Annotated in this window: 24 protein-coding genes; 14 read left to right on the top strand and 10 right to left on the bottom strand. The window is 71.8% G+C overall.

The window, feature by feature from the left end:
* The first annotated feature begins 447 nt into the window (after positions 1 to 447).
* On the top strand, positions 448 to 1,218 hold the full coding sequence (locus WFJ01_RS06800; RefSeq protein WP_336628600.1) for a hypothetical protein: 771 nt from the start codon (positions 448 to 450) through the stop codon (positions 1,216 to 1,218).
* 257 nt (positions 1,219 to 1,475) lie between these two features.
* Here the strand turns inward: WFJ01_RS06800 and WFJ01_RS06795 are convergent, their stop codons facing one another.
* Positions 1,476 to 1,964, bottom strand: coding sequence for an SRPBCC domain-containing protein (locus tag WFJ01_RS06795; protein WP_336628599.1), 489 nt, complete (start codon positions 1,962 to 1,964; stop codon positions 1,476 to 1,478).
* A 20-nt stretch (positions 1,965 to 1,984) separates the two neighbouring features.
* Positions 1,985 to 2,449 (bottom strand): VOC family protein, encoded by a 465-nt coding sequence (locus WFJ01_RS06790; RefSeq protein WP_336628598.1) that lies wholly within the window; start codon positions 2,447 to 2,449, stop codon positions 1,985 to 1,987.
* A gap of 108 nt (positions 2,450 to 2,557) precedes the next feature.
* Between WFJ01_RS06790 and WFJ01_RS06785 the strand changes: the two genes are divergently transcribed.
* The 3 genes from WFJ01_RS06785 (at position 2,558) to WFJ01_RS06775 (ending at position 5,427) form a co-directional block, all read left to right on the top strand.
* Positions 2,558 to 3,283: a hypothetical protein gene (locus WFJ01_RS06785; RefSeq protein ID WP_336628597.1), complete on the top strand. Its 726-nt coding sequence runs from the start codon at positions 2,558 to 2,560 to the stop codon at positions 3,281 to 3,283.
* A 144-nt stretch (positions 3,284 to 3,427) separates the two neighbouring features.
* Complete coding sequence (locus WFJ01_RS06780) at positions 3,428 to 3,871, top strand: hypothetical protein (protein WP_292886245.1); 444 nt, start codon at positions 3,428 to 3,430, stop codon at positions 3,869 to 3,871.
* 296 nt (positions 3,872 to 4,167) lie between these two features.
* A complete protein-coding gene (locus WFJ01_RS06775; protein WP_336628596.1) occupies positions 4,168 to 5,427 on the top strand; it encodes an MFS transporter in 1,260 nt (419 codons plus the stop codon).
* Positions 5,428 to 5,472: 45 nt separating this feature from the next.
* Here WFJ01_RS06775 and WFJ01_RS06770 read toward each other — a convergent pair whose 3' ends face one another.
* Both WFJ01_RS06770 and WFJ01_RS06765 read right to left on the bottom strand, forming a co-directional pair.
* Positions 5,473 to 6,771 carry an ABC transporter permease gene (locus tag WFJ01_RS06770; RefSeq protein ID WP_336628595.1) on the bottom strand — a complete coding sequence of 433 codons (1,299 nt, stop codon included), beginning with the start codon at positions 6,769 to 6,771 and terminating at the stop codon, positions 5,473 to 5,475.
* Positions 6,768 to 7,460, bottom strand: coding sequence for an ABC transporter ATP-binding protein (locus WFJ01_RS06765; RefSeq protein WP_336628594.1), 693 nt, complete (start codon positions 7,458 to 7,460; stop codon positions 6,768 to 6,770). Before WFJ01_RS06765 ends, WFJ01_RS06770 begins: the two co-directional genes overlap by 4 nt.
* A 271-nt stretch (positions 7,461 to 7,731) precedes the next feature.
* Here WFJ01_RS06765 and WFJ01_RS06760 point away from each other — a divergent pair, with 271 nt between their 5' ends.
* The 5 genes from WFJ01_RS06760 to WFJ01_RS06740 all read left to right on the top strand — a co-directional run bounded on the left by WFJ01_RS06760 (position 7,732) and on the right by WFJ01_RS06740 (position 11,482).
* Positions 7,732 to 8,889: a sensor histidine kinase gene (locus WFJ01_RS06760; RefSeq protein WP_336628593.1), complete on the top strand. Its 1,158-nt coding sequence runs from the start codon at positions 7,732 to 7,734 to the stop codon at positions 8,887 to 8,889.
* Positions 8,886 to 9,548, top strand: coding sequence for a response regulator transcription factor (locus WFJ01_RS06755; protein ID WP_251442142.1), 663 nt, complete (start codon positions 8,886 to 8,888; stop codon positions 9,546 to 9,548). Before WFJ01_RS06760 ends, WFJ01_RS06755 begins: the two co-directional genes overlap by 4 nt.
* A gap of 145 nt (positions 9,549 to 9,693) precedes the next feature.
* Positions 9,694 to 10,176, top strand: a complete 483-nt coding sequence (msrB, locus tag WFJ01_RS06750) for a peptide-methionine (R)-S-oxide reductase MsrB (protein WP_292886228.1) — start codon at positions 9,694 to 9,696, stop codon at positions 10,174 to 10,176.
* Positions 10,173 to 10,730 carry a peptide-methionine (S)-S-oxide reductase MsrA gene (gene msrA, locus WFJ01_RS06745; RefSeq protein WP_251442138.1) on the top strand — a complete coding sequence of 186 codons (558 nt, stop codon included), beginning with the start codon at positions 10,173 to 10,175 and terminating at the stop codon, positions 10,728 to 10,730. The genes msrB and msrA overlap by 4 nt, the downstream gene beginning before the upstream one ends.
* Positions 10,731 to 10,846: 116 nt before the next feature.
* Positions 10,847 to 11,482: a YoaK family protein gene (locus WFJ01_RS06740; protein WP_336628592.1), complete on the top strand. Its 636-nt coding sequence runs from the start codon at positions 10,847 to 10,849 to the stop codon at positions 11,480 to 11,482.
* Positions 11,483 to 11,497: 15 nt separating this feature from the next.
* Here WFJ01_RS06740 and WFJ01_RS06735 read toward each other — a convergent pair whose 3' ends face one another.
* On the bottom strand, positions 11,498 to 12,100 hold the full coding sequence (locus WFJ01_RS06735) for a carboxymuconolactone decarboxylase family protein (RefSeq protein ID WP_295034199.1): 603 nt from the start codon (positions 12,098 to 12,100) through the stop codon (positions 11,498 to 11,500).
* On the opposite strand from WFJ01_RS06735, the gene WFJ01_RS06730 reads away from it, so the two are divergent.
* On the top strand, positions 12,099 to 12,878 hold the full coding sequence (locus WFJ01_RS06730) for a thioesterase family protein (protein WP_336628591.1): 780 nt from the start codon (positions 12,099 to 12,101) through the stop codon (positions 12,876 to 12,878). The two genes, WFJ01_RS06735 and WFJ01_RS06730, sit on opposite strands and share 2 nt — an antisense overlap.
* A 5-nt stretch (positions 12,879 to 12,883) precedes the next feature.
* Here WFJ01_RS06730 and WFJ01_RS06725 read toward each other — a convergent pair whose 3' ends face one another.
* Positions 12,884 to 13,510: a GyrI-like domain-containing protein gene (locus WFJ01_RS06725; protein WP_336628590.1), complete on the bottom strand. Its 627-nt coding sequence runs from the start codon at positions 13,508 to 13,510 to the stop codon at positions 12,884 to 12,886.
* Positions 13,511 to 13,647: 137 nt separating this feature from the next.
* Between WFJ01_RS06725 and WFJ01_RS06720 the strand changes: the two genes are divergently transcribed.
* The gene (locus WFJ01_RS06720; RefSeq protein ID WP_292886214.1) at positions 13,648 to 14,175 is read left to right on the top strand and encodes a flavin reductase family protein; all 528 of its coding nucleotides are present in this window, start codon (positions 13,648 to 13,650) and stop codon (positions 14,173 to 14,175) included.
* Positions 14,176 to 14,231: 56 nt separating this feature from the next.
* Positions 14,232 to 14,606 (top strand): hypothetical protein, encoded by a 375-nt coding sequence (locus tag WFJ01_RS06715; RefSeq protein ID WP_251442098.1) that lies wholly within the window; start codon positions 14,232 to 14,234, stop codon positions 14,604 to 14,606.
* 45 nt (positions 14,607 to 14,651) lie between these two features.
* Here WFJ01_RS06715 and WFJ01_RS06710 read toward each other — a convergent pair whose 3' ends face one another.
* The 4 genes from WFJ01_RS06710 to WFJ01_RS06695 all read right to left on the bottom strand — a co-directional run bounded on the left by WFJ01_RS06710 (position 14,652) and on the right by WFJ01_RS06695 (position 21,104).
* The gene (locus WFJ01_RS06710; RefSeq protein WP_336628589.1) at positions 14,652 to 18,092 is read right to left on the bottom strand and encodes an error-prone DNA polymerase; all 3,441 of its coding nucleotides are present in this window, start codon (positions 18,090 to 18,092) and stop codon (positions 14,652 to 14,654) included.
* Complete coding sequence (locus WFJ01_RS06705; protein WP_336628588.1) at positions 18,092 to 19,639, bottom strand: DNA polymerase Y family protein; 1,548 nt, start codon at positions 19,637 to 19,639, stop codon at positions 18,092 to 18,094. The genes WFJ01_RS06710 and WFJ01_RS06705 overlap by 1 nt, the downstream gene beginning before the upstream one ends.
* The gene (locus WFJ01_RS06700; protein ID WP_336628587.1) at positions 19,636 to 20,454 is read right to left on the bottom strand and encodes a hypothetical protein; all 819 of its coding nucleotides are present in this window, start codon (positions 20,452 to 20,454) and stop codon (positions 19,636 to 19,638) included. Before WFJ01_RS06700 ends, WFJ01_RS06705 begins: the two co-directional genes overlap by 4 nt.
* Positions 20,455 to 20,654: 200 nt before the next feature.
* Positions 20,655 to 21,104: a YybH family protein gene (locus WFJ01_RS06695; RefSeq protein WP_336628586.1), complete on the bottom strand. Its 450-nt coding sequence runs from the start codon at positions 21,102 to 21,104 to the stop codon at positions 20,655 to 20,657.
* A gap of 112 nt (positions 21,105 to 21,216) precedes the next feature.
* Here WFJ01_RS06695 and WFJ01_RS06690 point away from each other — a divergent pair, with 112 nt between their 5' ends.
* Positions 21,217 to 22,071, top strand: coding sequence for a Rieske (2Fe-2S) protein (locus WFJ01_RS06690; protein ID WP_336628585.1), 855 nt, complete (start codon positions 21,217 to 21,219; stop codon positions 22,069 to 22,071).
* Between the two features lie 95 nt (positions 22,072 to 22,166).
* A complete protein-coding gene (locus WFJ01_RS06685; RefSeq protein WP_336628584.1) occupies positions 22,167 to 22,637 on the top strand; it encodes an A24 family peptidase in 471 nt (156 codons plus the stop codon).
* Positions 22,638 to 22,669 lie beyond the last annotated feature (32 nt).

The following is a 22,669-nucleotide window of genomic DNA, read 5'->3' as shown; positions in this document are numbered from 1 at the left end:
ACACTTCCCTCGGCAACCTCAGCCCCGTGGAGTTCGAACGACTTCACATCCCCGCCGCCACCGCGGCATGATCAACACAAACAACCCGTCCGGAAAAGCGGGTCAGGCTCCCTTCACCGCCGTTCCAACTTCACGGTTGGGTATCAACGCCGCAGTCTGAGGGCGGTATTGATCGATTGGACCCGCTCGCCACCGAACTCGCGCCCGAGCTGCCTCGCCCTTCCGCATACATTGCGGAGACACTCAGCATCACGTCCCGGGACGGTGGCCTCCGCTGGGAGAGCGAGAACGGGGACTCCGTCTTGGCATCTGAGACCTGGGCGGAGATTAGCGTGGGCCGTGAACCACGCGGCCCATCAGGCACTCGGCTCCGGATCACGACCGAAGCGCTCGACCAGATGCTGGGACAACTCGATACCGCACTCATCGTGGAAGTACGAGTGAGGCGTGAAGATCGTCGCGCTCACTATGCCGGCGTCACAGACAACGACGACGAAGGAGGTGGCGCTGATCATGACAACGACTTCCGGGTCTTCTCTTACCAACCAGGGACAGGATGGAACGACTTCAACGGCTGTGTCGGAACTAGGTAACCTGCTGGCGGCCGAGTTGGAACAAGCAGACACTCTCGGACGCTGGATAGCTCACTATCTTGCGGAGCGCATGACCAGCCTTGAACAGAAGACTGGATCTGAGAGAAACACCGCCGAGGCTGAGATCGCCGACCTAATCCTCCGCCTCTGGTCGCTTCGTCGTCAGCTGCCCGGCCGCCGGTTACCTCTCGCTGAAGTGGACGAGGTGGAGGCGGCAATCGAAAGGCTGGCACCAGGACGAAGACCGTGGGCATACTTCGGCGCATTCGCTGCTGATACCGAGCCAAGCCCGGAGGAGACCGAGACAAACAACACCCTGAAGACCGCACTGCTCGTCGATCGACTCGCCGGAGATCTCGTCCACGGGCTGATTGGCCGCGCGGCTGCACTCGCCGAGGAAGACGGCGCGGCCTGGACGAAGCAAGCGGAGAAGATCGGAGATGGCGCGTTGCGGACGCTCCGTCGCCTTCGTATCGCCGCCAACGGCAGCGAAGACAATGCCGAGAGTCCGGACTGGAACTGTGAGGTCACAAGGAGAGCAATAGCGCTGTCATCGGTGGTGTCGAGCCTGGTCGCGGCACTTGAAGCTGAGAGTGCGGAGCTTCCGGATGAGAGCAGTACCTGACTTTCTTGGCATCGCTCACGCAGTATCTTGCGGCTGCCCGTTTATGCAGCCATGCGACCTGACATCTCATAAGCGCGGTCGTTCTACCTCCGCCAGAGGGACGGATCCAGGGGGCGGTCACAGGGCTGATGGGAACTTCGCCCCGTCGCCGGCCTTTGCGAGTCTCGTGGTTCGGGCGGCCTCGTAGCGGCGCGGAGGTATCAAGCCACCCGCTAGCAGCACCGGCACGGGCAACACTCGTCCGGACCTGCCCGCCGTCATACTTCGCGATCGAGTGCTGAACAGGCCGCAACCAGCCCGTTCAGCCGAAGGCGGGTTCCGCCGACGAGGTGCTTCACGTCGTCGGCTCCGTCGGGCGTGCTGAGGTTCACGAAGCTGTACTGCTCCGTCCACCCCAGGCGGGCGCCGCCTTCCGCGGCGGCGAGATCGACGGTGACCAGCGATTCCCAGCGGAGCGAGCCGGCGACGACCGCGGTGTACGTGGAGATGATCCGTTCGTTCGGCACGATGTCGAGGAACGTCGTGCGGTTCTCCAGGTGCTCGCGTATCTCGCCCGAGACGAACGTGTTGGTCAGTCGCTCCTCGCCTCCCGCTCGGAAGTCGAGTTCGTGCGTGACGGTGCTCGACGGCCCGGGCATCCGCACCCAGGTGCGGCGCAGGGGGAGCTCGGCGAACAGGCGCCATACCTGTTCGGGCGGCGCAGTGAGGTCGAGGGGAATCGTGAACGATCCGGTGAGAGCGAACACGCCGCCATGTTCCGCGTCGTTCACCGGTCGCGGACGTCGTCGGTCGTGAAGCCGTCCCGCGCTGCCCGCTCCTCGAGCGTCTCCAGCTCCTGGAAGAACGTCACCTGCCAGCCAGCGGGGCCCTGCACGCGGGCGTTGAGGCTCTGGAAGGGCGTCTTCACGGGCGGGGCGATCACCTCTGCGCCGGCGTCGCGTGCGGCCGCGACGGCCTGCTCGGTGTCGTTGACCTCCAGGGCGATCCGCAGCACTCCCGGCGTGTGCGGCGCGCCCTCGACCTCGTCGATGTTCTTCGCGTGCGTGGGCGTCGCCAGTTCGATCGTCGCGATGCCGGCGTGCAGGATCGCCACGCGATCGTCGCCCTCGGTGGCGAAGGCGAGCTGTTCCGGCATCCCGAGCACGTCGCGATAGAACCGGATCGCGCTGTCGAAGTCGTCGGTCTCGATGATCAGCCGCAGCTGCCTGGGGGAGGGGGTGTGCGAGGTCATGCCCTCATCCTGCCCGCCCGGTGCGACGCCGGGTAGGTTCGTCGCCCGGGGGAGCGAGGGCGTGCCGAGGGGTTGTCCTGACCCGAGACGTGGGCCAGGCTCGGGAGCATGTGGATCTCCGGACGGCTGCCGGCCGACGCGCCCGATCCGCGGGTCGGGCTCGCTGAGCGTGTGCGCGCTCTTCCGTTCGCCGTCTACGGTCTCGTGCCGCAGTCGACTCTCGAGGATCTCGACAGCCTGGGGCTCACGGTGGTCGGCGGCGCCGCTCCGACACAGGTGACCGTCGCCGTCACCTACACGCTGTGGCGCAATCCGGACGACCACGACGACCCGGTGAACCTCGCCGAGCTCGACGAGAACACCCGGGCGGCACTCGATCAGAAGCCGCCGTGGCCCCGTCCCCGATGGCTCGTCGAGGCGGCCGAGCGGATGCGGTATCCGATGATCTCGGAGGCGGTGCGCACGACTTGGACTCAGGATCCGGGGGAGTACGAGGCCCTCCCGCAGCAGCTGGTGCAGCACGTGAACCACATCCTGATGAACCACTTCCGCCGCGAACTGGGCATCCCAGACGGACCGCCGAGCGGGCCGCCGAGGTTCGACGAGCCCTGGCGTGCACGGCTGTCCGGCGTGAACCCGCGGTCGCGCCTGGAAGTCGACGGAGCGGAGGTCGACGCCGTCGAGATCGACACGGATCCGTTCGTCTTCGGCATCGGCGCACAGCTCTCGCCCGAGATCGTGGTCACGGTCGTGATCCCGCGCGCGGATCTGCCCCTCGTACGGCTCGGGCTCGCGACCCGCATCGACCGCGGAGCGTCGTCCGCGCAGGCGTGAGCGCGCCCGCCGGTCGGCGGTTCCGGACCATTCCACGACCTCCTACCCATCCTCCCGGGGCTCGCTGCGGGGCCCGGTGACGACGCAAGATTTAGGTTAGGCTTAGCTAAGTTTTGCCATTGGATGGCGGAGAAGGAGTGCGGAATGGCGGATCCGGTGAGCGCGGCGACAGGACTTTCGGAGCACTTCCTGCTGGCCGGCGTGGGCAGCGACGTGCCGTTCCTCAACAGGCTCCTCCTCGCGCTGCCCCGCGACGGCTACGGTCAGGTATTCGTCGAGGGCACCGGGCCGGCGCCTCTGCATGGCTGGCCCGGTCCTGCCGGGGTGACGCCGATGCGGGTGCGGCAGGATCTCGCGCCGGCCCGGGACGGACGGCTCCCGCAACCCGGGGAAGCCCTCGCCGAAGCCCTGAGGTGCTGGGCTGCCGAATGGCTTCCGGCCCCCGGGGAGCCGAGCCCCGTGCCCCTCACCCTGTGGGTGGGGGCAGCCGGTCACGCCCCGATCGACCGGTTCTGCGACGAGCTCCTCGACGATCATCCGTGGCTGCATCTGCACCACCCCTCCGGGACCTCGGCGACGGGGATCTGAGCGGATCCGCAGCAGAGGTCGAGATCGGGTCCCGCCCGTCTCGGGGAGGCCGGCGATCAGAGCGGACGGCGTCACGATCGCGGCGGGCGCCGAGGTCGGCCCCGGTCGCGCCGAGCCGGCCGTGCACGCTGTCAGCAGCAGTGCCGCGAGAGCCCGCGCATGCGCGGACCGCTGCCCATGACGACATCCCCGCGTCCGCCCCCGTGCGCCGAATTCTGGCATCCCCGGGGCACGCTGTCGCTGCGGCGCGACAGCGGCAGCGCTGCCGCAGCGCCGGGACTCGATAGGGTGGCGCGGTGACGAGCACTGAGGAACCGGAGGACGCCGTGCGGATCGCGGACCCGGCACGGCCGCCGTGGCGCGAGCCCGGCATGCCCGCGTTGCTGGCGATGACGACGTTCGCCTTCGCCGGGTTCGCGGTGATGCTGCCGGTCGCGCCGATGCACATGGTCGCGCTCGGCGGGGACGAGTTCCTCGCCGGGCTCGTCAACGCGGTGCTCATGCTCGCCACGATCCTCACCCAGCTCGTCGTGGAGCGGATGCGCACCTGGATGGGCTGGCGGGTCAGCCTCGCTCTCGCCTGCGTGCTGCTCGGCCTGCCCGCGATCGGCGAGATCTTCGCGACGACACCGGGACAGATCCTGGCCCTCGCCGCCGTGCGCGGGATCGGCTTCGGCATCGTCACCGTGAGTGGATCCTCTGCGGTCGGCGCGCTGTTCCCGCCCGAGCGGCGCGGTCGGGCGATCGGCGCCTACGGACTCGCGGTCGCCGGCGCGCAGCTCGTGCTCACCCCGATCTCGCCCTGGATCGCCGATCAGGCGGGCCTCCCGGTCGCCTTGGCCGTCGCGGCGCTGCCCCTCGCCGGGATCCCGTTCGCGCTCGCCGCGGGCAGCGCGATCGCGAAGCATGCCCGTGCCACGGCCGCCCTCTTGGGCGGCGCCGGACCGGTGCGCGATCCGCTGGAGACCCCGCGCGAGGAGCGCCGCGCGCTCGTGAGGCTCTGGCCGCCGATCCTCGCGCTCACCGTCGTCACCTGCGCGGGCGGCGCCATCACCACCTTCACCCCGCAGTTCGTGCCCGATGCGGTGCTCACGGTCGTCGCTCTGTTCCTCTACACCGCCGCGGCGGCGTTCGCGCGCTGGGCGGTCGGTGGCCCTGCCGACCGCCTCGGCGCGCGGCGGTTCGTCCTCCCGGGGCTTGCGATCGCGGCCCTCGGACTGGCGGCGATCGCGGCGAGCATCGCGGGGATCGCCGGGCCGGCGGCTCCCGCGCTGCTGATCGCCGGCGCGATCCTCGTCGGCACCGCGTTCGGCACCATGCAGAACGTGACGCTGGTGCGGGCGTTCGAGGTCGCGGGCGAGCACGCGAAGGGCGTCGCCAGCACCGCCTGGAACGTCGCGTTCGACGCCGGCACCGGGATCGGCGCGCTCGCGATCGGCGCTTTGGCTGCCGGGACGTCGTTCGCGCTGTCGTTCGCGGCGCTGTCGGCGCTGTGCCTGCTCGCCGGCATCCTGCTCCTGCTCATCGGTCAGAGGGAGCGTTCCGCGGCGGCGTGACCCGACGCCGGCTGCCGTCGGCGCCGGGTCACGAAGACGGCGGGGCTACTCGTACCGGAGGGCTTCGATCGGATCCTGTCGCGAGGCTCGGCGGGCCGGCAGCGTCCCGGCGAGGAAGCTGATCGCCATCACCACGAGCACGATGCTCATCACCGACACCGCGGAGAACTGCAGCAGATGCAGGCCGGGAAGGTCGGAGAGGAGCGTCGCGGAGAGCCGGTCGCTGATCAGGGTGCCGAGCCCGATCGCGGCCAGCGCGCCGATGGCGCTCCCGAGGAAGCCGATGAACACCGCCTCCAGGCTGAACAGGGCGAACACCCGGCCGTTGCCCATGCCCATCGCCTTCATCAGGCCGATCTCACGGGTGCGCTCCTGGACGCTCATGAGCAGGGTGTTGACGATCCCGAATCCGGCTGCGATCAGGGCGATCACCGCGAACGCATCGAGCACGCCGACGATCCCGTTGACGACCGTGAGCACGCTCCCGAGCTGATCGGCGACGGTCATCCCCGTGAAGCCGGCCTTCGTCAGATCCGCCTTGACGGCGCGGATCTGCTGCGGTGTGGCGTTCGCGGCGAAGGTCGCCGTCGCGCTTCCGTATCCCGTCACCACCGTCGCGGGGCGGCCGGTGGCCTGAGCAGTCTGAAGCGCGGAGCGCAGTGCGTCGTTGAGCGAGGCGCCCGAGGAGAAGAGCGTCGCGTTCTGGATCCCGACGACGGTGGCGGTGACCTCGTGCATGGCACCGAGGTAGTCCTTGATGCCGATCGTGACGGTCTTGCCGATCGCGTTCTTCGCGGAGCCGAGGCCCAGGTTGCCGAGATAGGTCGTGGGGAGCACGATCTGGTTCTCGTCCGACGTGCTGTCGAGCTGCGCTCCTGCGGCGAGGTCGGCCTTGACGCCGCGCACCGCGTTCACGGTGAGCACCCACTGCCCATGGTCGGCGTAGCCGATCCAGGACGGCGTGACCGCCGTGTTGCCGCTCGCGCCGGTGATGCCGTCGATGCCCTTGATGGTCGTGATGTCCTCGGCCGTCAGCGCGCTCTCGCTTCCACCGCCGCGAGCGAGTGGGCCGCCGCCGACGGCGGTGGCGGCGTTCGGGTCGTACTTCTGCGGCCCGGAACCCGTCGAGGACGGCGCGCTCGCCGTCTTCGTGACGGTGAGCGTGTCGGTCGCTCCGATCGACGAGACCTGGGTGCCGATGTAGGCGGACACCCCGGTGCCGATGGCCGAGGTGAGCGTGAGGGTGAAGGCCCCGATGAAGATCGCGATGACGGTGAGCGTCGTGCGCAGCTTGCTGCGGAAGGTGTTCGCGACGGCCGAGGCGACGAGGTCCGCGGTCTTCATGCCGCCACCTCCGAGACGTCCGAGATCAGCCCGTCCCGCATCGTGATGCTGCGCCCGCATCGGGAGGCCAGATCCGCGTCGTGCGTGACGACGACGAGCGTGATGCCCTGTGCGCGGTTCAGGTCGAAGAGCATGCCCTCCACCTCAGCGCCGGTGGTGGAGTCGAGATTGCCGGTCGGCTCGTCCGCGAAGATGATCTTCGGGTCGTTCACGAGCGCCCGCGCGATCACGACGCGCTGCTTCTGTCCGCCGGACAGGTCGTTTGCACGATTGCGCGCCTTGTCGGCGATGCCCAGCCGGTCGAGCGCCTCCAGCGCGCGCCGCCGTCGCTCCGCCCGCGGGACCCCCGCGATCACGAGCGGGAGCGAGACGTTGTCCAGCACGCTCGCGTGGGCGTTCAGGAAGAACTGCTGGAACACGAATCCGAACTGCTCGTTGCGCAGCCGGTTGAGCTCGCGCCCGCGCACCTGCTCGGAGTCGGCGCCGTCGACGAGCACCCTGCCGGAACTCGGACGGTCGAGCAGCGCGAGCAGATGCATCAGGGTCGACTTCCCGGATCCGCTCTTGCCGACGATGGCGAGGCTCTCACCCGCCATCACGTTCACCGACACGCCCCGAAGGGCCTCGAAGCGATCGGAACCGCTCCCATACGCCCGACGCAGATCGCGGGCCTCCAGCACCGATGGCATTCCTCGTCCTCTCCTCGCCGTCGCCCGCACGGACGCGGCTTTCGCGGCGCTGTGCGCGCCGTGCTCTCCAGTCTCGGGACCGTCTCGCTCCGCCGCGTCCTCCGGACGCGGTCGAAGAAGTACCGCAGCCGCGGTACGCGGGCGCACCGGGCGGAGGATGCCCCGGCGCGCTCCATGCGCGATGCTTGTCGGTGCGGCTCGCTCACCGCGCGGGCGTGGCCGGCCGGCGCCGGTCGTCGGATCTCGCCGGAGCCGGGGGAGAGGAGGACGGATGCGCGCACTGCCGGGCGGCCTCCGCGTCCGCGACGTCGTGATCGACGTCGGGGTGCTCCTCCTCGTGAGCCTCGCGGCCTTCGCCCCGTTCTCCCGTGAGCCCGACGCACCGCACGGGTGGACGGTGCTGCCCGGGATGGCCTTCGCCGGCGTGGTGCTGCTCGCGCGCCGGCGCCTCCCTCTCACCGTGCTCGTCGTCTGCGTCGCGATCGGTCCCGCCGCGATGCTGCTCGGACAGCCCTACACGCCGGCGTTCGCGCTGCCGGTCGCGATCGCGATGTACACCGTGGCGCGCCATCGCTCCCGTGCGGTCACGGTCACCGCGGCGGCGGCGCTGGTCGTGCTGCTGCCGATCGAGGAGCTCGTGGGGCGCGGCCTCGACGCCGCCGAGCTCACCTCGCCCGCGACGCTGCAGCCGGCGGTGCTGATCGCCTTCGCGGCCGCGCTGGGATCCGCGATCCGCTCCTACTTCGACGCGCTGGAATCGGCGCGGGAACGCGCGCGCAAGGCGGAGGAATCGCGCGAGTCGGAGGCACGCCGGCGGGTCGCGGAGGACCGCCTCGCCATCGCCCGGGACCTGCACGACTCCGTCGCGCACCGGATCGCCGTCATCAACCTGCAGACCGGGGTCGCGGCCCGGTCGCTGCGCAGCGACCCGGCCGAGGCCGAGGAGGCGATCACGATCGTCGGAGACGCCGCGCGCAGCGTGCTGACCGAGCTCAACGACATGCTCGGCCTGCTGCGCACGACGGCCGGCCGGGACATCGTCGACGAGCCCGATTTCGGACGGATCGAGGGGCTGCTCGCGCTCTTCGCCCGCAGCGGGCTGAAGGTGCACGTGCGCGTGGACGGCACGCCCCGCCCGCTCGACGGACGGCTCGGGGCGATCGCGTACCGCGTGGTGCAGGAGGGGCTCACGAACGCCTACAAGCACGGGGCCGACCGCACCGCGGAGCTGCAGCTCGACTACGCCGAGGAGGGACTCATCATCCGCATCACGAACCCGCTCTCGGATCCGCCGGCGCCGATCGGAGCGGACGGACACGGTCTCGTCGGGATGCGCGAACGTCTTGAGGAGGTCGACGGCGGCCTCGCGCTGGACACCACAGAGGGGCGCTTCCGCGTGGTCGCCACTCTTCCCGGGGGCGCCGCATGATCCGGGTGCTCATCGCGGACGACCAGCCGCTCATCCGCTCCGCCGTGGCGGGCCTGCTGCGGCACGAGGAGGACATCGAGGTGGTCGGCGAGGCCGCGGACGGGGCGGAAGCCGTCGGCCTCGCGCGGACGGCACGTCCCGACGTCGTGGTGATGGATCTGCGCATGCCGGGAACTGACGGGATCGCGGCGACCGGGCTGCTCCGCGCCGACCCCGGCCTGGAGGGCACCCGCGTGCTCGTGCTGACGACCTTCGAGGACGAGGAGAACGTGCTGGCGGCGCTCCGCGCAGGGGCATCCGGGTTCCTGGGGAAGGGCGTGGATCCGGCCGAGATCGTGCGCGCGGTGCGCACGGTGCATGCGGGGGAGGAGCTGCTCTCGCCGGCCGCCACCCGCGCGCTGATCCGCCGATCCCTCGATGCCGGGCCGGCTCACTCCCCTCGCCTGCTTCCCGCGGAGCTCACCGAACGCGAGATCGAGATCCTGGGGCTCGTGGGCCGCGGCCTCTCCAACGAGCAGATCGGCGCGGCCCTGTTCATCTCGCCCGCGACCGCGAAGACGCATGTCAACCGGACGATGGTCAAGCTGGATGCGCACGATCGCGCCCAGCTCGTGATCGCCGCGTACGAGTCGGGACTCATCGCCCCGGGCGCAGAGTGACCGGCGGAGTCTGCAGAGCGGAGCTCCCCTCGGGGCTCGTGCGAAAACTCACAGTCGGCGCACAGGTTGACGGGACCAAATCCTCCTCGGTGGTGGTTCTTCTTGATGACGCCGCAGCCAGCGGCGTCAGAGGAGGAGCACCACGATGAACCCCACCGACTACCGCCGCACGACCGAGGCGCTGAACGCCCTGACCGCGCACCAGTACCGGGTCACGCAGGAAGGCGGCACGGAGCCGGCGTTCCGCAACGAGTACTGGGACAACCACGCGCCGGGCATCTACGTCGACGTCGTCTCGGGGCAGCCGCTGTTCTCGTCCACGGACAAGTTCGACAGCGGAACCGGCTGGCCGAGCTTCACCCGGCCGATCGACGACGGATCCGTCACGACCCGCACCGACCGCACGTTCGGGATGGTGCGAACCGAGGCCCTGTCGTCCGGTGCCGAGAGCCACCTGGGCCACGTCTTCGACGACGGCCCGCGTGATGCCGGCGGCCTGAGATACTGCATGAACTCGGCGGCGCTGCGCTTCGTCCCCGCGGCCGAGCTCGAGGAGCAGGGCTACGGCGCGTACCGTGGACTGTTCGAGACCATCGCCCCGCACACTTCTGAGGAGAACGCATCATGACCAGCGGACCCGCCGACACCGGATCCATCGCCCGCGTCCCGGGCGCCGAGACCGCCGTCCTCGCAGGCGGATGCTTCTGGGGCGTGGAGGATCTCATCCGCCGTCAGCCCGGGGTGCTCGGCACCCGCGTCGGCTACACCGGCGGCAGCAACGACCACGCGACGTACCGGAACCACCCGGGACACGCGGAAGCCGTCGAGATCGTCTTCGACCCGTCGAAGACGACGTATCGCGACATCCTCGCGTTCTTCTTCCAGATCCACGATCCGTCGACGCTGAACCGGCAGGGCAACGACATCGGATCGAGCTACCGCTCGGCGATCTTCCCGCTCAGCCCCGAGCAGGAGCGCGTCGCGCGCGACACCATCGCCGATGTGGACGCCTCCGGCCTGTGGCCGGGCAAGGCGGTCACCACGATCGAGCCGGAGGGCCCGTTCTGGGAGGCCGAGCCCGAGCACCAGGACTACCTGGTGCGCTACCCGGACGGCTACACGTGCCACTTCCCACGGGCGGGCTGGGTGCTGCCGCGTCGGAGCGAGGCCGCCGCGCAGTAGTCGCCTTTCCCTTCGGGCCCGTCGGATCGCTCCGGCGGGCCCGAAGTCGTCCCCGGTTTGCCGCGGAGCCGCACCGGGCCGGAGGATGGACCGGTGCGAGTGAGCGGAGCGGAAGCATGAGAGCGGTCTCCCGGCGCGGGGTCGTGCTCTCCCTGGCGCTCAGCGCCGTCGCCGGATACGTCGATGCGGTCGGCTTCATCGAGACCGGAGGGCTGTTCGTCTCGTTCATGAGCGGCAACTCCACCCAGGCCGGAGTCGAGATCTGGACGGATCCGGCCCGTGCCGTGCTGCCGCTCGCGCTCGTCGTCGCCTTCGTGATCGGAGTCGCGGCCGGCGGGGTCGCCGTGGGACACCACGCCCGGCGTCGGAGTCTCGTGGTCGCGGCGAGCGCGATCGCCGTGGCCGCGTGCGCGGCCGTGGGATTCGCGTTCCCGCACTCCGCGTGGCGCTTCGCGCTGCTGGCCTGTGCGATGGGCGCTTTGAACACCCTCTACCTGGCCGACGGGAGGGCGCGGATCGCGATCACCTACGCCACGGGCACGCTCGTGAGCCTCGGCCTGGCACTCGCGGACCTCGTCACGGGGCGCTCCGCCACGGCGTGGCGCCGCCCGCTGCTGCTCTGGGCATCGCTCGCCGCCGGAGCGGTCGCCGGTGCGGCCGCGCATCGATGGCTCGGCGACGGCGCGCTGCTCGGCGCGGCCGGCGTGCTCGCCGCCCTCGCGGTGGCGATCAGCGTGGTGTCACGGCGCTGACGGGTACGGCGCTGATCAGCGGATGAGGGCGCCCTCGGCATCGCGCGGGCGCACGGGGTGCTCGCTGAGGATCGAGAGGCGGTTGAACATGTTGATGGTCAGCGCCACCCACTCGGCGGCGGCGAAGACGTCGTCGCCCAGCAGCCCGCGGGCAGCGGCGAGGTCGGCCTTCGCCTCCTCGCCCAGCGGCATCCGCGTCGCGGCCTCGGCGATCGCCAGCATCGCCTTCTCCCGCTCGGTGAAGAGGTCGGATTCGCGCCACGCGGGCAGCACGTCGAGCTTCTGCTGGGGGATGCCGGCCGCTCGCGCCTCGCGGGAGTGCAGGTCGAGGCAGAACGCGCATGCGTTCAGCTGCGAGGCGCGCACCTTGATGAACTCGGCCTCGGCGGTGGTCAGGCCCTGCTCGGCGGTGGCCCTGGCGACCGCGTCGGAGTACGCGGAGGCGGCCTTCCACGCGTCCGGGATCGCCTTGTCCAGGTAGGGGCGCATGCTGTTCCTCTCGTGCGGATCGATCTGCTCGACGACATCAACGTACCGCGCGCCGGGATGTTCCCCGCCGACGCCCCGGCCATGACCGCGGGCGGGTGCGGCAGCAGGGCCGACATAGGATCCGACCATGTCCTCCTATTTCGAACGCGTCGACACGTCCGCCTTCCGACTGACCTCTGCGGTCGAGGGGGCGTGGAGCACGCAGGAGCAGCACGTCGCGCCGGCGCTCGGACTCATCGCGCACGCGATCGAGCGGGATCACGCCGACCGCCGCGGCGGAGAGCTGCAGCTCGGCAGGATCTCGTACGACATCCTCGGGACGATCCCGCTCGAGCGTGTCGACCTCGAGATCAGGGTCCTGCGTCCCGGCCGCACGATCGAGCTCGTGGAGGCGGTGCTGAGCCACGACGGACGCGCCGCGGTGATCGCACGGGCCTGGTTCCTGCAGGCCGCGGACACCCGCGAGCTGGCCGGCAGCGCCCTGGACGCGATGCCGGGCCGCGACGAGATCGACCCCTGGGCGATGGGCGATCACTGGCAGGGCGGCGCCGTCCGCAGCGTGGACTTCCACCGGGGGCAGCGGGAACCGGGGCATGCGTGGGCCTGGCTGAAGCCGCGCATCCCGCTCGTGGAGGGGGAGCCGGTCGGCCGGATCCCGCGCCTGCTGGGCATGGTCGACTTCGCGAACGGCTTGACCCTGCGTCTGGCGCCGACGGAGGTCGCGTTCCCGAACGTCGATCTCACCTGTCATCTGTTCGCCGAGCCGGAGGGGGACTGGATCGGCTTCGACACGACGGTGTCGATCGGGCCGACCGGCCTCGGCCTGACCGAGACCGTGCTGCACGACGAGCGAGGCCCGGTCGGGACGGTGCAGCAGATCCTCACGGTCCGCCCGATGCGCGGCTGAGGCGATCAGGCGGGCGCCACGGGCTGGCGCAGGATGGTGCGGCGGCGCTCCGGAGGGACCCGGCGGGCGTCGCTGAGATAGATCTCATGGTGCAGACCTGCGAGGCGCAGGCCGTGCTCGGGGATCACCTCGTCGTGCAGGCGCTCCAGGAGCGGGGCCTCGTCGTCGAAGGATCCGACGTGCAGCGTCTGCATGCACGTCCCCTCCGAGAGGGGGAGGATCCGGAGCGCATCGATCCGCGCCGGCGACTTCTTCTCCCGCACGGTCGCGATCGCGGCGTGCACGAGGGGATCCTCGACCCAGTCGGGGATGAGGATCATCATCGTCCAGTCCCAGCGGGACTTGTCGCGGGCGGTCGTGAACGCGTCCATGTCGTCCGCCCACCACAGGCCCTCCAGGGGCGGGACGACGTAGTCCCGGTCGAGCTCGCGCCGACTCGCGAACTTCAGCGCATAGGCGACCGGGTACAGCGCCTCCAGGGCCTCGGCATAGGCGGGGGCCGTGTTCGGATCCCCGTGTCCGTCGATGGCGAGGTAGCGGCTCGGAGGCAGCTCGAGAAGGCGGAACTCGCCGATGCGCGCGCGATAGCCGTCCAGGGTCTTGGTGAGATCGGTCTTGGTCCCCGTCGTCATGGAGGCATTCCAGCACAGGGCACCGACACCGGCCATGACGAGTGAGGCGGGAACGGAGCCGATGCTCCCGGTTCGGGCATACCGTTGAGTGCGGGCGTGAACTCTGCGCCCGCGGCAGGACGACAGAGAGAAGCAGGATGAGCACCCCCGGTCTGGAAGAGGATGTCACCGAGAAGTTCAAGGGGGCGTTCCGGCACCATCCCGCCGGCGTCGCCCTGGTGACGGGAGTCGCCCCCGACGGCCCGGTCGGGCTCACGCTGTCGAGCGTCGCCTCGGTGAGCGCCGACCCGGCGGTGCTCGTCTTCTCGGTCACCCGGGCGACCGGCAGCGCGGGCGGGATCCTCAGCGCACCCAGCGCGCTGGTGCACTTCCTCGTCGCGGGGCAGGAGCCGATCGCCGACGCGTTCGCCCGCTCGGGCCAGCCCCGTTTCACCCCGGAGCAGGGGTTCCGCACCCTGCCCACCGGCGAGCCCTTCCTGCCCTCGGCCCGGGTCGCCGTGCGCGGCACGATCCGGGAGACGCATCCGGTCGGACCGTCCTCGCTCGTGCTGCTCGACGTGCTCGACGTGATCGAGGGCACGCCCGGCGCACCCCTTCTCTACGTCGACCGGCACTACGACAGCCTGGTCTCGTCACGGGAGCAGGCTCCGGCCCCGCAGAGCTGAGCAGGGCCGGCGGCGCATTGCTTGCCCGTACGGCCGTTCTGAACGAAGGTGGAGGCATGGCCGTCACACTGATCCTTCCCCTCGCCGCCCCGCTCGGCGTCGGGCGCATCGTCTCGGTCGATGAGAAGGCCGGGGCGGTGCAGATCCGCGATCTGACGACGGGCGTCGTGTACCGCGTGCCCGGCTCCGTCCTGGCGGAGTTCGGCGCGCTGCCGTGGCGGGGACGGGTGCAGGGCTGCACCGTGGAGGCCTCGGCGGAGGGCACCCTCACGGAGCTCGTGCTCGATGCGAACCCGGTGGGGGCCGAGCGCCGGGGCGCCGCCGACGCCCTGCGCGGCGCTCAGCAGGCGGCGGACGACGCGCGGGATCAGGCCGCGAACTGGGGCGGCACCGATCGCCGGGCGCACGAGGTCCCTGAGCGCTTCTGGTGAGAGCGGCGCATACCGCCGAGGGCGCGCCGACGCCCGGCCCTGGGGTCACTGGAAGTCCCGCGAATGATGGGGCACGCCCACCTGCAGCGTCTCGAACGCATCCGCGAGCAGGTTGGTGACGCCCTCGGGAGAGCGCTCCAGCATGCCGCGCACGATCAGCGCGGGCGACTCCCGGGCGATCCGGCGGTAGCGCAGCCAGACGCCCTGCGTGCAGATGACGTTCACCAGGCCGTGCTCGTCCTCGAGGTTGAGGAAGGTCACCCCGCCCGCCGTGGACGGGCGCTGCCGATGGGTCACGAGACCCGCCGCCTCGACCCGTCGGCCGCTCTCGTGCGTGCGCAGCGCGACGGAGGTCAGCACTCCGCGCGCATCGAGACCGGGCCGGAAGTGCGCGAGCGGATGGTCGTCGGTGGACACCCCCGTCGCCCAGAGGTCGGCGGTGAGGAGCTCGTAGCTGGTCTGGTCGCCGAACAGCGGGGGCTGCACCGCGACCACCGTGTCGGGCAGATAGCGCGCGCGGTCCTCCGCCGCGGAGCCCGCCAGCCAGATCGCCTCCCGGCGCTGCAGCCCGAGCGAGTCGAAGACGCCGGCGGTGGCGAGGGACTCCACCTGGGACGCGGTGAGGTCGGTGCGGCGCACGAGGTCGTTCAGATCCCGGTAGGGGCCCCGTGCATCGCGTTCGGTGACGATCCGCTCGGCCGTCTTCTCGCCGATCCCCGTGACGCCGGCGAGTCCCAGCCGTACGGCGAAGCGGCCGTCCCTGCGGTGCGCCGCGGTCTCGTCGGGGGCCTTCGGATCGAAGGGATCCGGATCCACGCCGTCCGGACGGTCCGGGAGCTGATGCGCGCACGACTCCCGCCCGGTGAGCCCCGTCCTCTCCGGGTCCACGGGCTCCAGGGTCTCCGTCGCCCCGGACCGCGCGATGTCCGGACGGCGCACCTCGACGCCGTGCCGCCGGGCGTCGCCGGTGAGCGTCGAGGCGGAGTAGAACCCCATCGGCTGGGAGCGCAGGAGCCCGGCGAGGAAGGCGGCGGGGTAGTGCAGCTTGAGCCAGGAGCTGGCGTACACGAGCAGAGCGAACGAGAGCGAGTGCGACTCCGCGAAGCCGAAGTCGGAGAACGCCTGGATCTGCGCGTAGATGCGGTCCGCGGTCTCCTCGTCCAGCCCGTGCCGGCGCATGCCCGTGTACAGGCTCTGCTTGACCCGGTCGATCTTCTCCAGCCCCCGCTTGGATCCCATCGCGCGGCGCAGCAGATCCGCCTCGTCCGCGGTGCAGTCGCCGAGGGTGGTGGCCATCTGGATGAGCTGCTCCTGGAAGACGGGGATCCCCAGGGTGCGGCGCAGGATCGGCTCCAGATCCGGATGCGCATAGGTCACGGTCTCCTGGCCGAGCTTTCGGCGGACGAAGGGGTGCACCGCACCGCCCTGGATCGGGCCCGGGCGGATGAGCGCGATCTGGACGGCGAGCTCGTAGAACTCCCGCGGCTGCAGTCGGGGGAGCAGCCCCATCTGCGCGCGGGACTCGACCTGGAACACCCCGATCGTGTCGGCGCGGCAGAGCATGTCGTAGACCGCGGGCTCCTCCTTCGGCAGGGAGTCCAGCGTCCACTCCTCACCGGTGGCCTCGCGGACCAGGTCGAAGCAGTGCCGCAGGGCGGAGAGCATCCCGAGCCCGAGCAGGTCGAACTTCACCAGCCCCATCCAGCGCGCGGCGTCCTTGTCCCACTGGATGACGGTGCGCTTGTCCATCCGGGCGTGCTCGACCGGCACCACCTCGCCGACCGGGCGCTGGGTGAGCACCATGCCGCCGGAGTGGATGCCCAGATGGCGCGGTGCGCTCATCAGCCTGTCGGCGAGATCGATGACGGGCAGCGGGATGTCGTGGTCGGGGACGGGGCTCAGATCCAGCCCCCAGCGCTCCACCTGACGCGACCAGGCGTCCTGCTGGCCGGGGGAGTGCCCGAGCGCCCTGGCCATGTCGCGCACCGCGTTCTTCGGCCGGTACTGGATGACGTTCGCGACCTGCGCCGCGTTCTCCCGGCCGTACTCGTCGTAGACCCACTGGATGATCTCCTCCCTGCGCCCGGAGTCGAAGTCGACGTCGATGTCCGGCTCCTCGGTGCGGGTCGTGGCGAGGAACCGCTCGAAGGGAAGGCGGTATCTGATCGGATCCACCGCGGTGATGCCGAGCAGGTAGCAGACCACGCTCGCGGCGGCGGATCCCCGGCCCTGGCAGAGGATCCCGCGGTCCCTCGCCTCCTTCACGATGCCGTGCACGATGAGGAAGTAGCCGGGGAAGTCCTTCTCCTCGATCACCGCGAGCTCCCGCTCGATCCGGGCCCGGCCGCCTTCGTCGAGCGTCGGGTACTTCTCCGGAGCGGCCGCCCAGACCAGGTCGCGCAGATGGCTCATCGGCGTCTCGCCGGGGGCCACCCGCATCGTCGGCAGCGCGGGCTTGGCGCTGCGCAGCGGGAAGGCGCAGGCCTCGGCGATCTCCAGGCCGTGCGCGACCGCCCCCGGATACCGGGCGAAGCGGGCGGTCATCTCCGCGCCGGAGCGCAGATGCGCCGCACCGTGGGAGGGCAGCCATCCCTCCAGCTCCCGCATGCTGCGGGTGGCGCGCACCGCGGCGATCGCCTCGGCGAGGCGGGCGTGCTCGGGGCGGGCGTAGTGCACGTTGTTCGTGCACACCACCGGCAGCCCGTGCTCGGCGGCGAGGCGGGCGAGCACGTCGTTGCGGCGGGTGTCGAGCGGGTCGCCGTGGTCGATCAGCTCGACCGCCACGCCGTCGGTCCCGAACAGGTCGACGAGCGTGCGCAGCGCCCGCTTCGCCCCCTCCGGCCCCTCCCGCTCCAGGGCGGAGCGGACGGCCCCCTTGCGGCAGCCGGTGAGGATCGTCCAGTGGCCCTCCGCCGTGTTCGCGAGGGACTCGATCTCATAGAGCGGCCGCCCCTTCTCACCGCCGCGCAGCTGCGCGTGCGTGATCGCGGAGGAGAGCCGGTGATAGCCCTCCTCCCCGCGGGCGAGGACCAGCAGATGCTCGCCGAGCGGATCCGCGGCGCCGCGGCGCTCCGGAGTGGGGGCGGTGCTCGCGTTCCCGCGCGGGTCGGGGCCGGCGAGGGACAGCTCGGCGCCGTACACCGTCTGCAGCCCGGCGGCCTCCTCGGCGACCTCGCCGAAGTGCGCGGCGCCGTAGAAGCCGTCGTGGTCCGTGAGGGCCAGCGCCTTCAGGCCCAGCCGCTGCGCCTCCATGAGCAGCTCCTCGGGGGAGGAGGCGCCGTCGAGGAAGGAGTACGAGGAGTGCATGTGCAGCTCGGCGTAGGGCACCGCGTCCCGGGGGCGTTCGACCTCGGCGAGCGAGATCGGAGGGCGCTTCTTGTGCATGCGGGAGGGGGCGTCGATCGGCAGCTCCTGGTGCAGCGGCCTCTCGCCGCTGAGGGTGCGCTCGAGCTCCGACCAGGACATGCTCGGATTGTGGAAGCCCATCAGTGATACCTCCCCTCGGCGAGCCAGCGGTCCTCGCCCTCGACGTGCAGCACGAGCCAGGCCCTGCCCTGCTCGTCGACGAGCTGCAGGCGCTCGCCGCGGAGCGCCCCGGCCGGATCCCCGCGCCGGTCCCGGACCGGCCACGGTCCCGCCCAGGACCGCACCGCGCACGCGTCCACCGCCGCGGGGGCCGCGCTGAGCAGCCCCCGTGCATCGACGGAGATCGGGGCGCCGTCGGCGTCCGTGACCGCGATCGGCCGGGCCGGTGCGAACACCTCGGCCGGGAGCGGGTCCGGCAGCCGCCCCGGCCAGGGCTGATCGGCCGCGCGCGCCGGCACCGCCCGCTCGCCCCAGGGGGTGAGCTGCTGCCGGTCGGTGAGGAGCCGCCCGCCCGCGACGACGGCGGTGACCACGCCCTCATGCCCGAGCAGGGTCTGCACCCGGGAGACGGCGTGGTGCAGCCGCTCGTCGGTGCCGGATCCGAACAGGCCCGGCTGATGATGGGCGGCGTCGTCCACGGCGACGGGGGCGATGCGTGCCCGGACGATGCCGCGGAAGCGGTGCGCCTCGTCGTCGTCGCCGGCGGAGGCCGCGGCCAGGGACTCCAGCTGCCAGCGGACCCGGTCGACGAGGTCTGCGGCCTCGAAGCAGGTGGGATGCAGCCAGGTGCGCGAGGTCACCTGCTCGTCGTCGTCGGTGAGATCGATCCGCACCTCGGTGCACACCAGCGAGGCCTTCGCGAGGGCGAGGATCACCGCATCGGCGCTCTGCCGCACGGCGAAGGCGATCTGATCGGACTGGGCCAGCGGAGCCTCGAACTCGACCTCCGCCGCGAGCTCCGGATCCGGTGGGCGCGGCACCACCGGACGGGAGTCCGCCCCCGCCGCCAGGGCGTGCAGGCGTGCCCCGTGCTCGCCGAAGCGCTCTCGCAGGCGCGCCGCGCCCAGGGTCGCGAGCTCGCCGAGGGTGCGCACGCCGAGACGGAGCAGCAGCCCCGTCACCTCCGGATCCTGCAGAGCCTGCACGGGCAGCGGGGCGAGGAAGGCGGCGGACGCCCCCGCACCCACCACGAGCGTCGGATCCGCACCGCGCGCCGCCAGCTCGGCGGTGAACGGGCCGTCCGCGATCCCGATCCGCACCTCCGGGTGCCCCTCGGCGGAGAGCAGGGCGTGCAGGGCGCGGGCTGCCTCCTCCTCGCCGCCGTGGAAGCGGGCGACCCCGCGGGCGCGGAGCAGGGCGAGCCCGGGGCGGAGCAGCTGCGCGCCGGGCGCCTGAGCCTCGATCAGACGCAGCACGGGGAGGAACGCGCGTTCGTCCCGGGCCGGGTCCGCGGGCAGGATGCGCAGGTTCGGCAGCAGCCCCTGCGCCTCGCGGCGGCGCTGCCCGATCCGCACCCCCTGGGCGCGCGCCGCCGCGCTGCAGACGATGACCCGGTTCGCGTGCAGGATCGCCGCCGGCTCCGCGGCCTCGGCCCCCGCGGCGCGGAGCGGCCAATCGGGGAACCACAGCACGATCACCCGGACCGGCTCCTGCCTCGGGGCGCTCATCCGGCCACCGCCAGGAGCGCGGGCGACTCGGCGGACGGGCGCGCGTCGATCGCGGTGACCGGGCGTGCCTCGGCCGCGGCGGACGGGAGCGGGAAGAGCCGCGGCAGGGCGGGGGCGGCGGCTTCGACCGATTCGTGGATCCGGCCATGGACGTCGGGCAGACGCACCCGCACGCTCTGCGGCACGGGCGAGCGCCGGGTGCGCGCGGTGACCGTCACCTCGCACTCCTCCAGGGCGCCCCAGCCGTCGCCGAGGCCCTGCCAGCGCGGGTCGTGCACGCGGATCGATCCCTCGCTCTGCGGCCAGGCCTGACTCCCGGGGCCGGGCACGACCAGGAGCGTGCAGCCGCGGTCGCGCAGCCGGGCGCTCAGCCGGCTCAGCTCGGCCTCCCGGGCGGAGGTGGCGGGGCGGATCGCGATCAGCGGGATCACCTCGCTCAGCGCGGAGACGACCGAGAGCCAGCGCGGGCCGGGGGCCGGGACCAGGAGGAGCCGATCCAGATCCACCCCGTGGCCGGCCAGCGCCTCCACGCCCAGGGTGGGCATGCCGACGGCGGCGCACCATGCCCCCGTCCGGGAGGCGCCGGCGAGCAGCGCGCCGATGAGGCCGGGGGAGGAGGAGAGGGAATACGTGGTCCCGACCTGCAGGCCGCCCTCGGGGAGGATCGACTCGAGGGCGGGCAGCACCGGGATCAGGGGCAGATCGCTCCGCCGACGCTGCATCCGCGTGATCTCGCGGCGGAGGCGCAGCACATCCGTGACCCGGTCGTCGGTGTCGGCGGCGGGGGCGATCATGGAACCGAGAGCCATCCCCATGCACTCCATTCTCGAATATCTCTTCGAATACTGCAACAACAGAGATGACGATAATCCGTACATCCGACATGGTCGAATCGGGTGGGAGCGTCGGCAGGCGACGGCGGCTCGGACCGGGCGGCTCGGATCGCGCGCGCGCGACGCCGAGGGCATCGGCGAGGGCGCACGCTCGGAGAGCCGGATCCTCGTTCTCCGCCCGCTCAGGCGGTCGGGCCGGCCTCCTGGCGGACGTCCTCGTGCAGATGCGCGATGCGCAGTGCCGCGTCCTCTCCGCGGCGCAGGACCGCCGTGTTGCGGGAGAGCTCGGGGGAGACCGCGACCCCCTGCGCATCCGTTCCGTCCACCCGCAGCCACCAGGTCGCGACGACGACGTCGCCGATCTCGCGCACTCCCAGGTCGGCGATCGTGAGAGCCGTCTCCGTCCAGGCCGGCGAGGGCGGCGCCGACGGGCTCGATGCCCGGCTCCGGCGCAGCGCGGCGAGCTCGTCCAGACCGGTCACCAGGGCGTCCGCGGCGGAGTCGAAGATCGTCACGTCCTCGGCGAGGCGGGCGTCGATGGCCGCAGGGTCGCCGCGCAGATAGTCCTCGTACATCGCGGACAGCAGTCGGTGCACATCCGCGTGCAGGGCGGCGGGGGAGAGCGGATCCATCGAGCGCGAGGCTACCACCTGCACTCGCGCGCCCGTCTGTCAACCCTTTGACCCCTGTCGGATGCGCGGGTAGACAGGAGGCTCCGGCGACGCGATGCGGAGGAGAGATCCCATGCGGGTGAAAGCAGCGATGCAGTCCCTGATCCGGACGATCGGGAAGACCAAGGAACTCGATCCGGCGGCGGAGAAGCTCAGCGGCTGGGTGGACGAGGCCACCCGTTCCCCGGCCGTGAAGAACGCGCTCTCGGGTGCCTGGCTCGGTCATCAGGCGCATCCGATGCTCACCGACCTGCCGATCGGCGCCTGGGGCGCGGCCACCGTGCTCGACCTCACGGGCGCGGATCCCGCTGCGGCGCGGCGCCTCGTCGGACTCGGCATCCTCGCGTCCGCGCCGACGGCGGCCGCGGGCGCCTCGGACTGGTCGACCACGATCGGGGCCGCCAAACGGGTCGGACTCGTGCACGCCGCCGCGAACGCGACCGCCTCCGTCCTGCAGATCACGTCGTGGCTCCTGCGCCGTCGCGGGCACCACGGAGCCGGGAAGGCGCTCAGCCTGCTGGGGCTCGGGCTCACCCTGGGATCGTCCTATCTCGGCGGTCACCTGTCGTTCGTGCGCGGCACCGGCGTCAACCACACGGCGTTCCAGCCGGCGGTGCGGCGCTGGACCGACGTGGGCGCCGACGCCGACCTGGCCGAAGGGGCGCGGACACGGGTGATGGTCGGCGACGTCCCGGTGCTGCTCGTGCGCCTCGACTCCCGGCTGCACGCGATCTCGGCCGTCTGCACGCACGCCGGCGGCCCTCTGGACGAGGGCGAGCTCGGCGCGGACGGATGCATCACCTGCCCGTGGCACGGCAGCCGGTTCCGCATCGACGACGGGGAGGTGCGGCGCGGACCGGCGAGCGTGCCCCAGCCGTGCTGGGAGGCGAAGGTCGAGGACGGGCGGATCCTGCTCCGCTCCGCCTGACGGCGATCAGGCGGTTCCGCTGCGCACCGCACCGGCGCCGCGCGGTTCTCCACAGGCCCGGAACGCAGCCCCGGCGGATCTGCGAGTCTTCCTGCATGGAACCCGCAGGCGCCGTCATCGTCCTGGCGCACATCGGCCTGCTCGGGATCGGCGCCTGGCTGACCGCGATCGACGTCGGCACGCACCGGCTCCCCGACCGGATCGTGCTGCCCGCGCTCGCCGGGGCGCTCCTGCTCGCGCTCGCCGGGGCCCTGCTCGCGCGGATGGGCGGGCGGCTGCTCGGCGCGCTGTGGGGCCTGCTGCTGCTCGGCGGCTTCTACGCGCTGCTGCGCGCCCTCAGCCGGGGCGGCCTGGGCGGCGGGGACGTGAAGCTCGCCGGGCTCGTCGGCCTGGTGCTCGGCTGGCACGGGTGGACGGCGCTCGTCGTCGGCGCCGCCGCGGCGTTCGTCCTCGGTGCTGGGCACGCGCTCGGCCTCGTCCTCCTCCGCCGTGCCACGAGGACGACCCGCATCGCGTTCGGGCCGTGGATGATCGTCGGCGCCGTGCTGGGCATCTCCGCGGCGTGATCGCCCTCCTCGACGGCGCCGGGGGATTAGGG

The organism is Microbacterium sp. MMO-35, assembly GCF_037147555.1.
In the GTDB taxonomy this organism is placed as follows: domain Bacteria; phylum Actinomycetota; class Actinomycetes; order Actinomycetales; family Microbacteriaceae; genus Microbacterium.
Note: the sequence above shows the minus strand (reverse complement) of the source record. Positions and strands in the feature narration are given on the sequence as shown.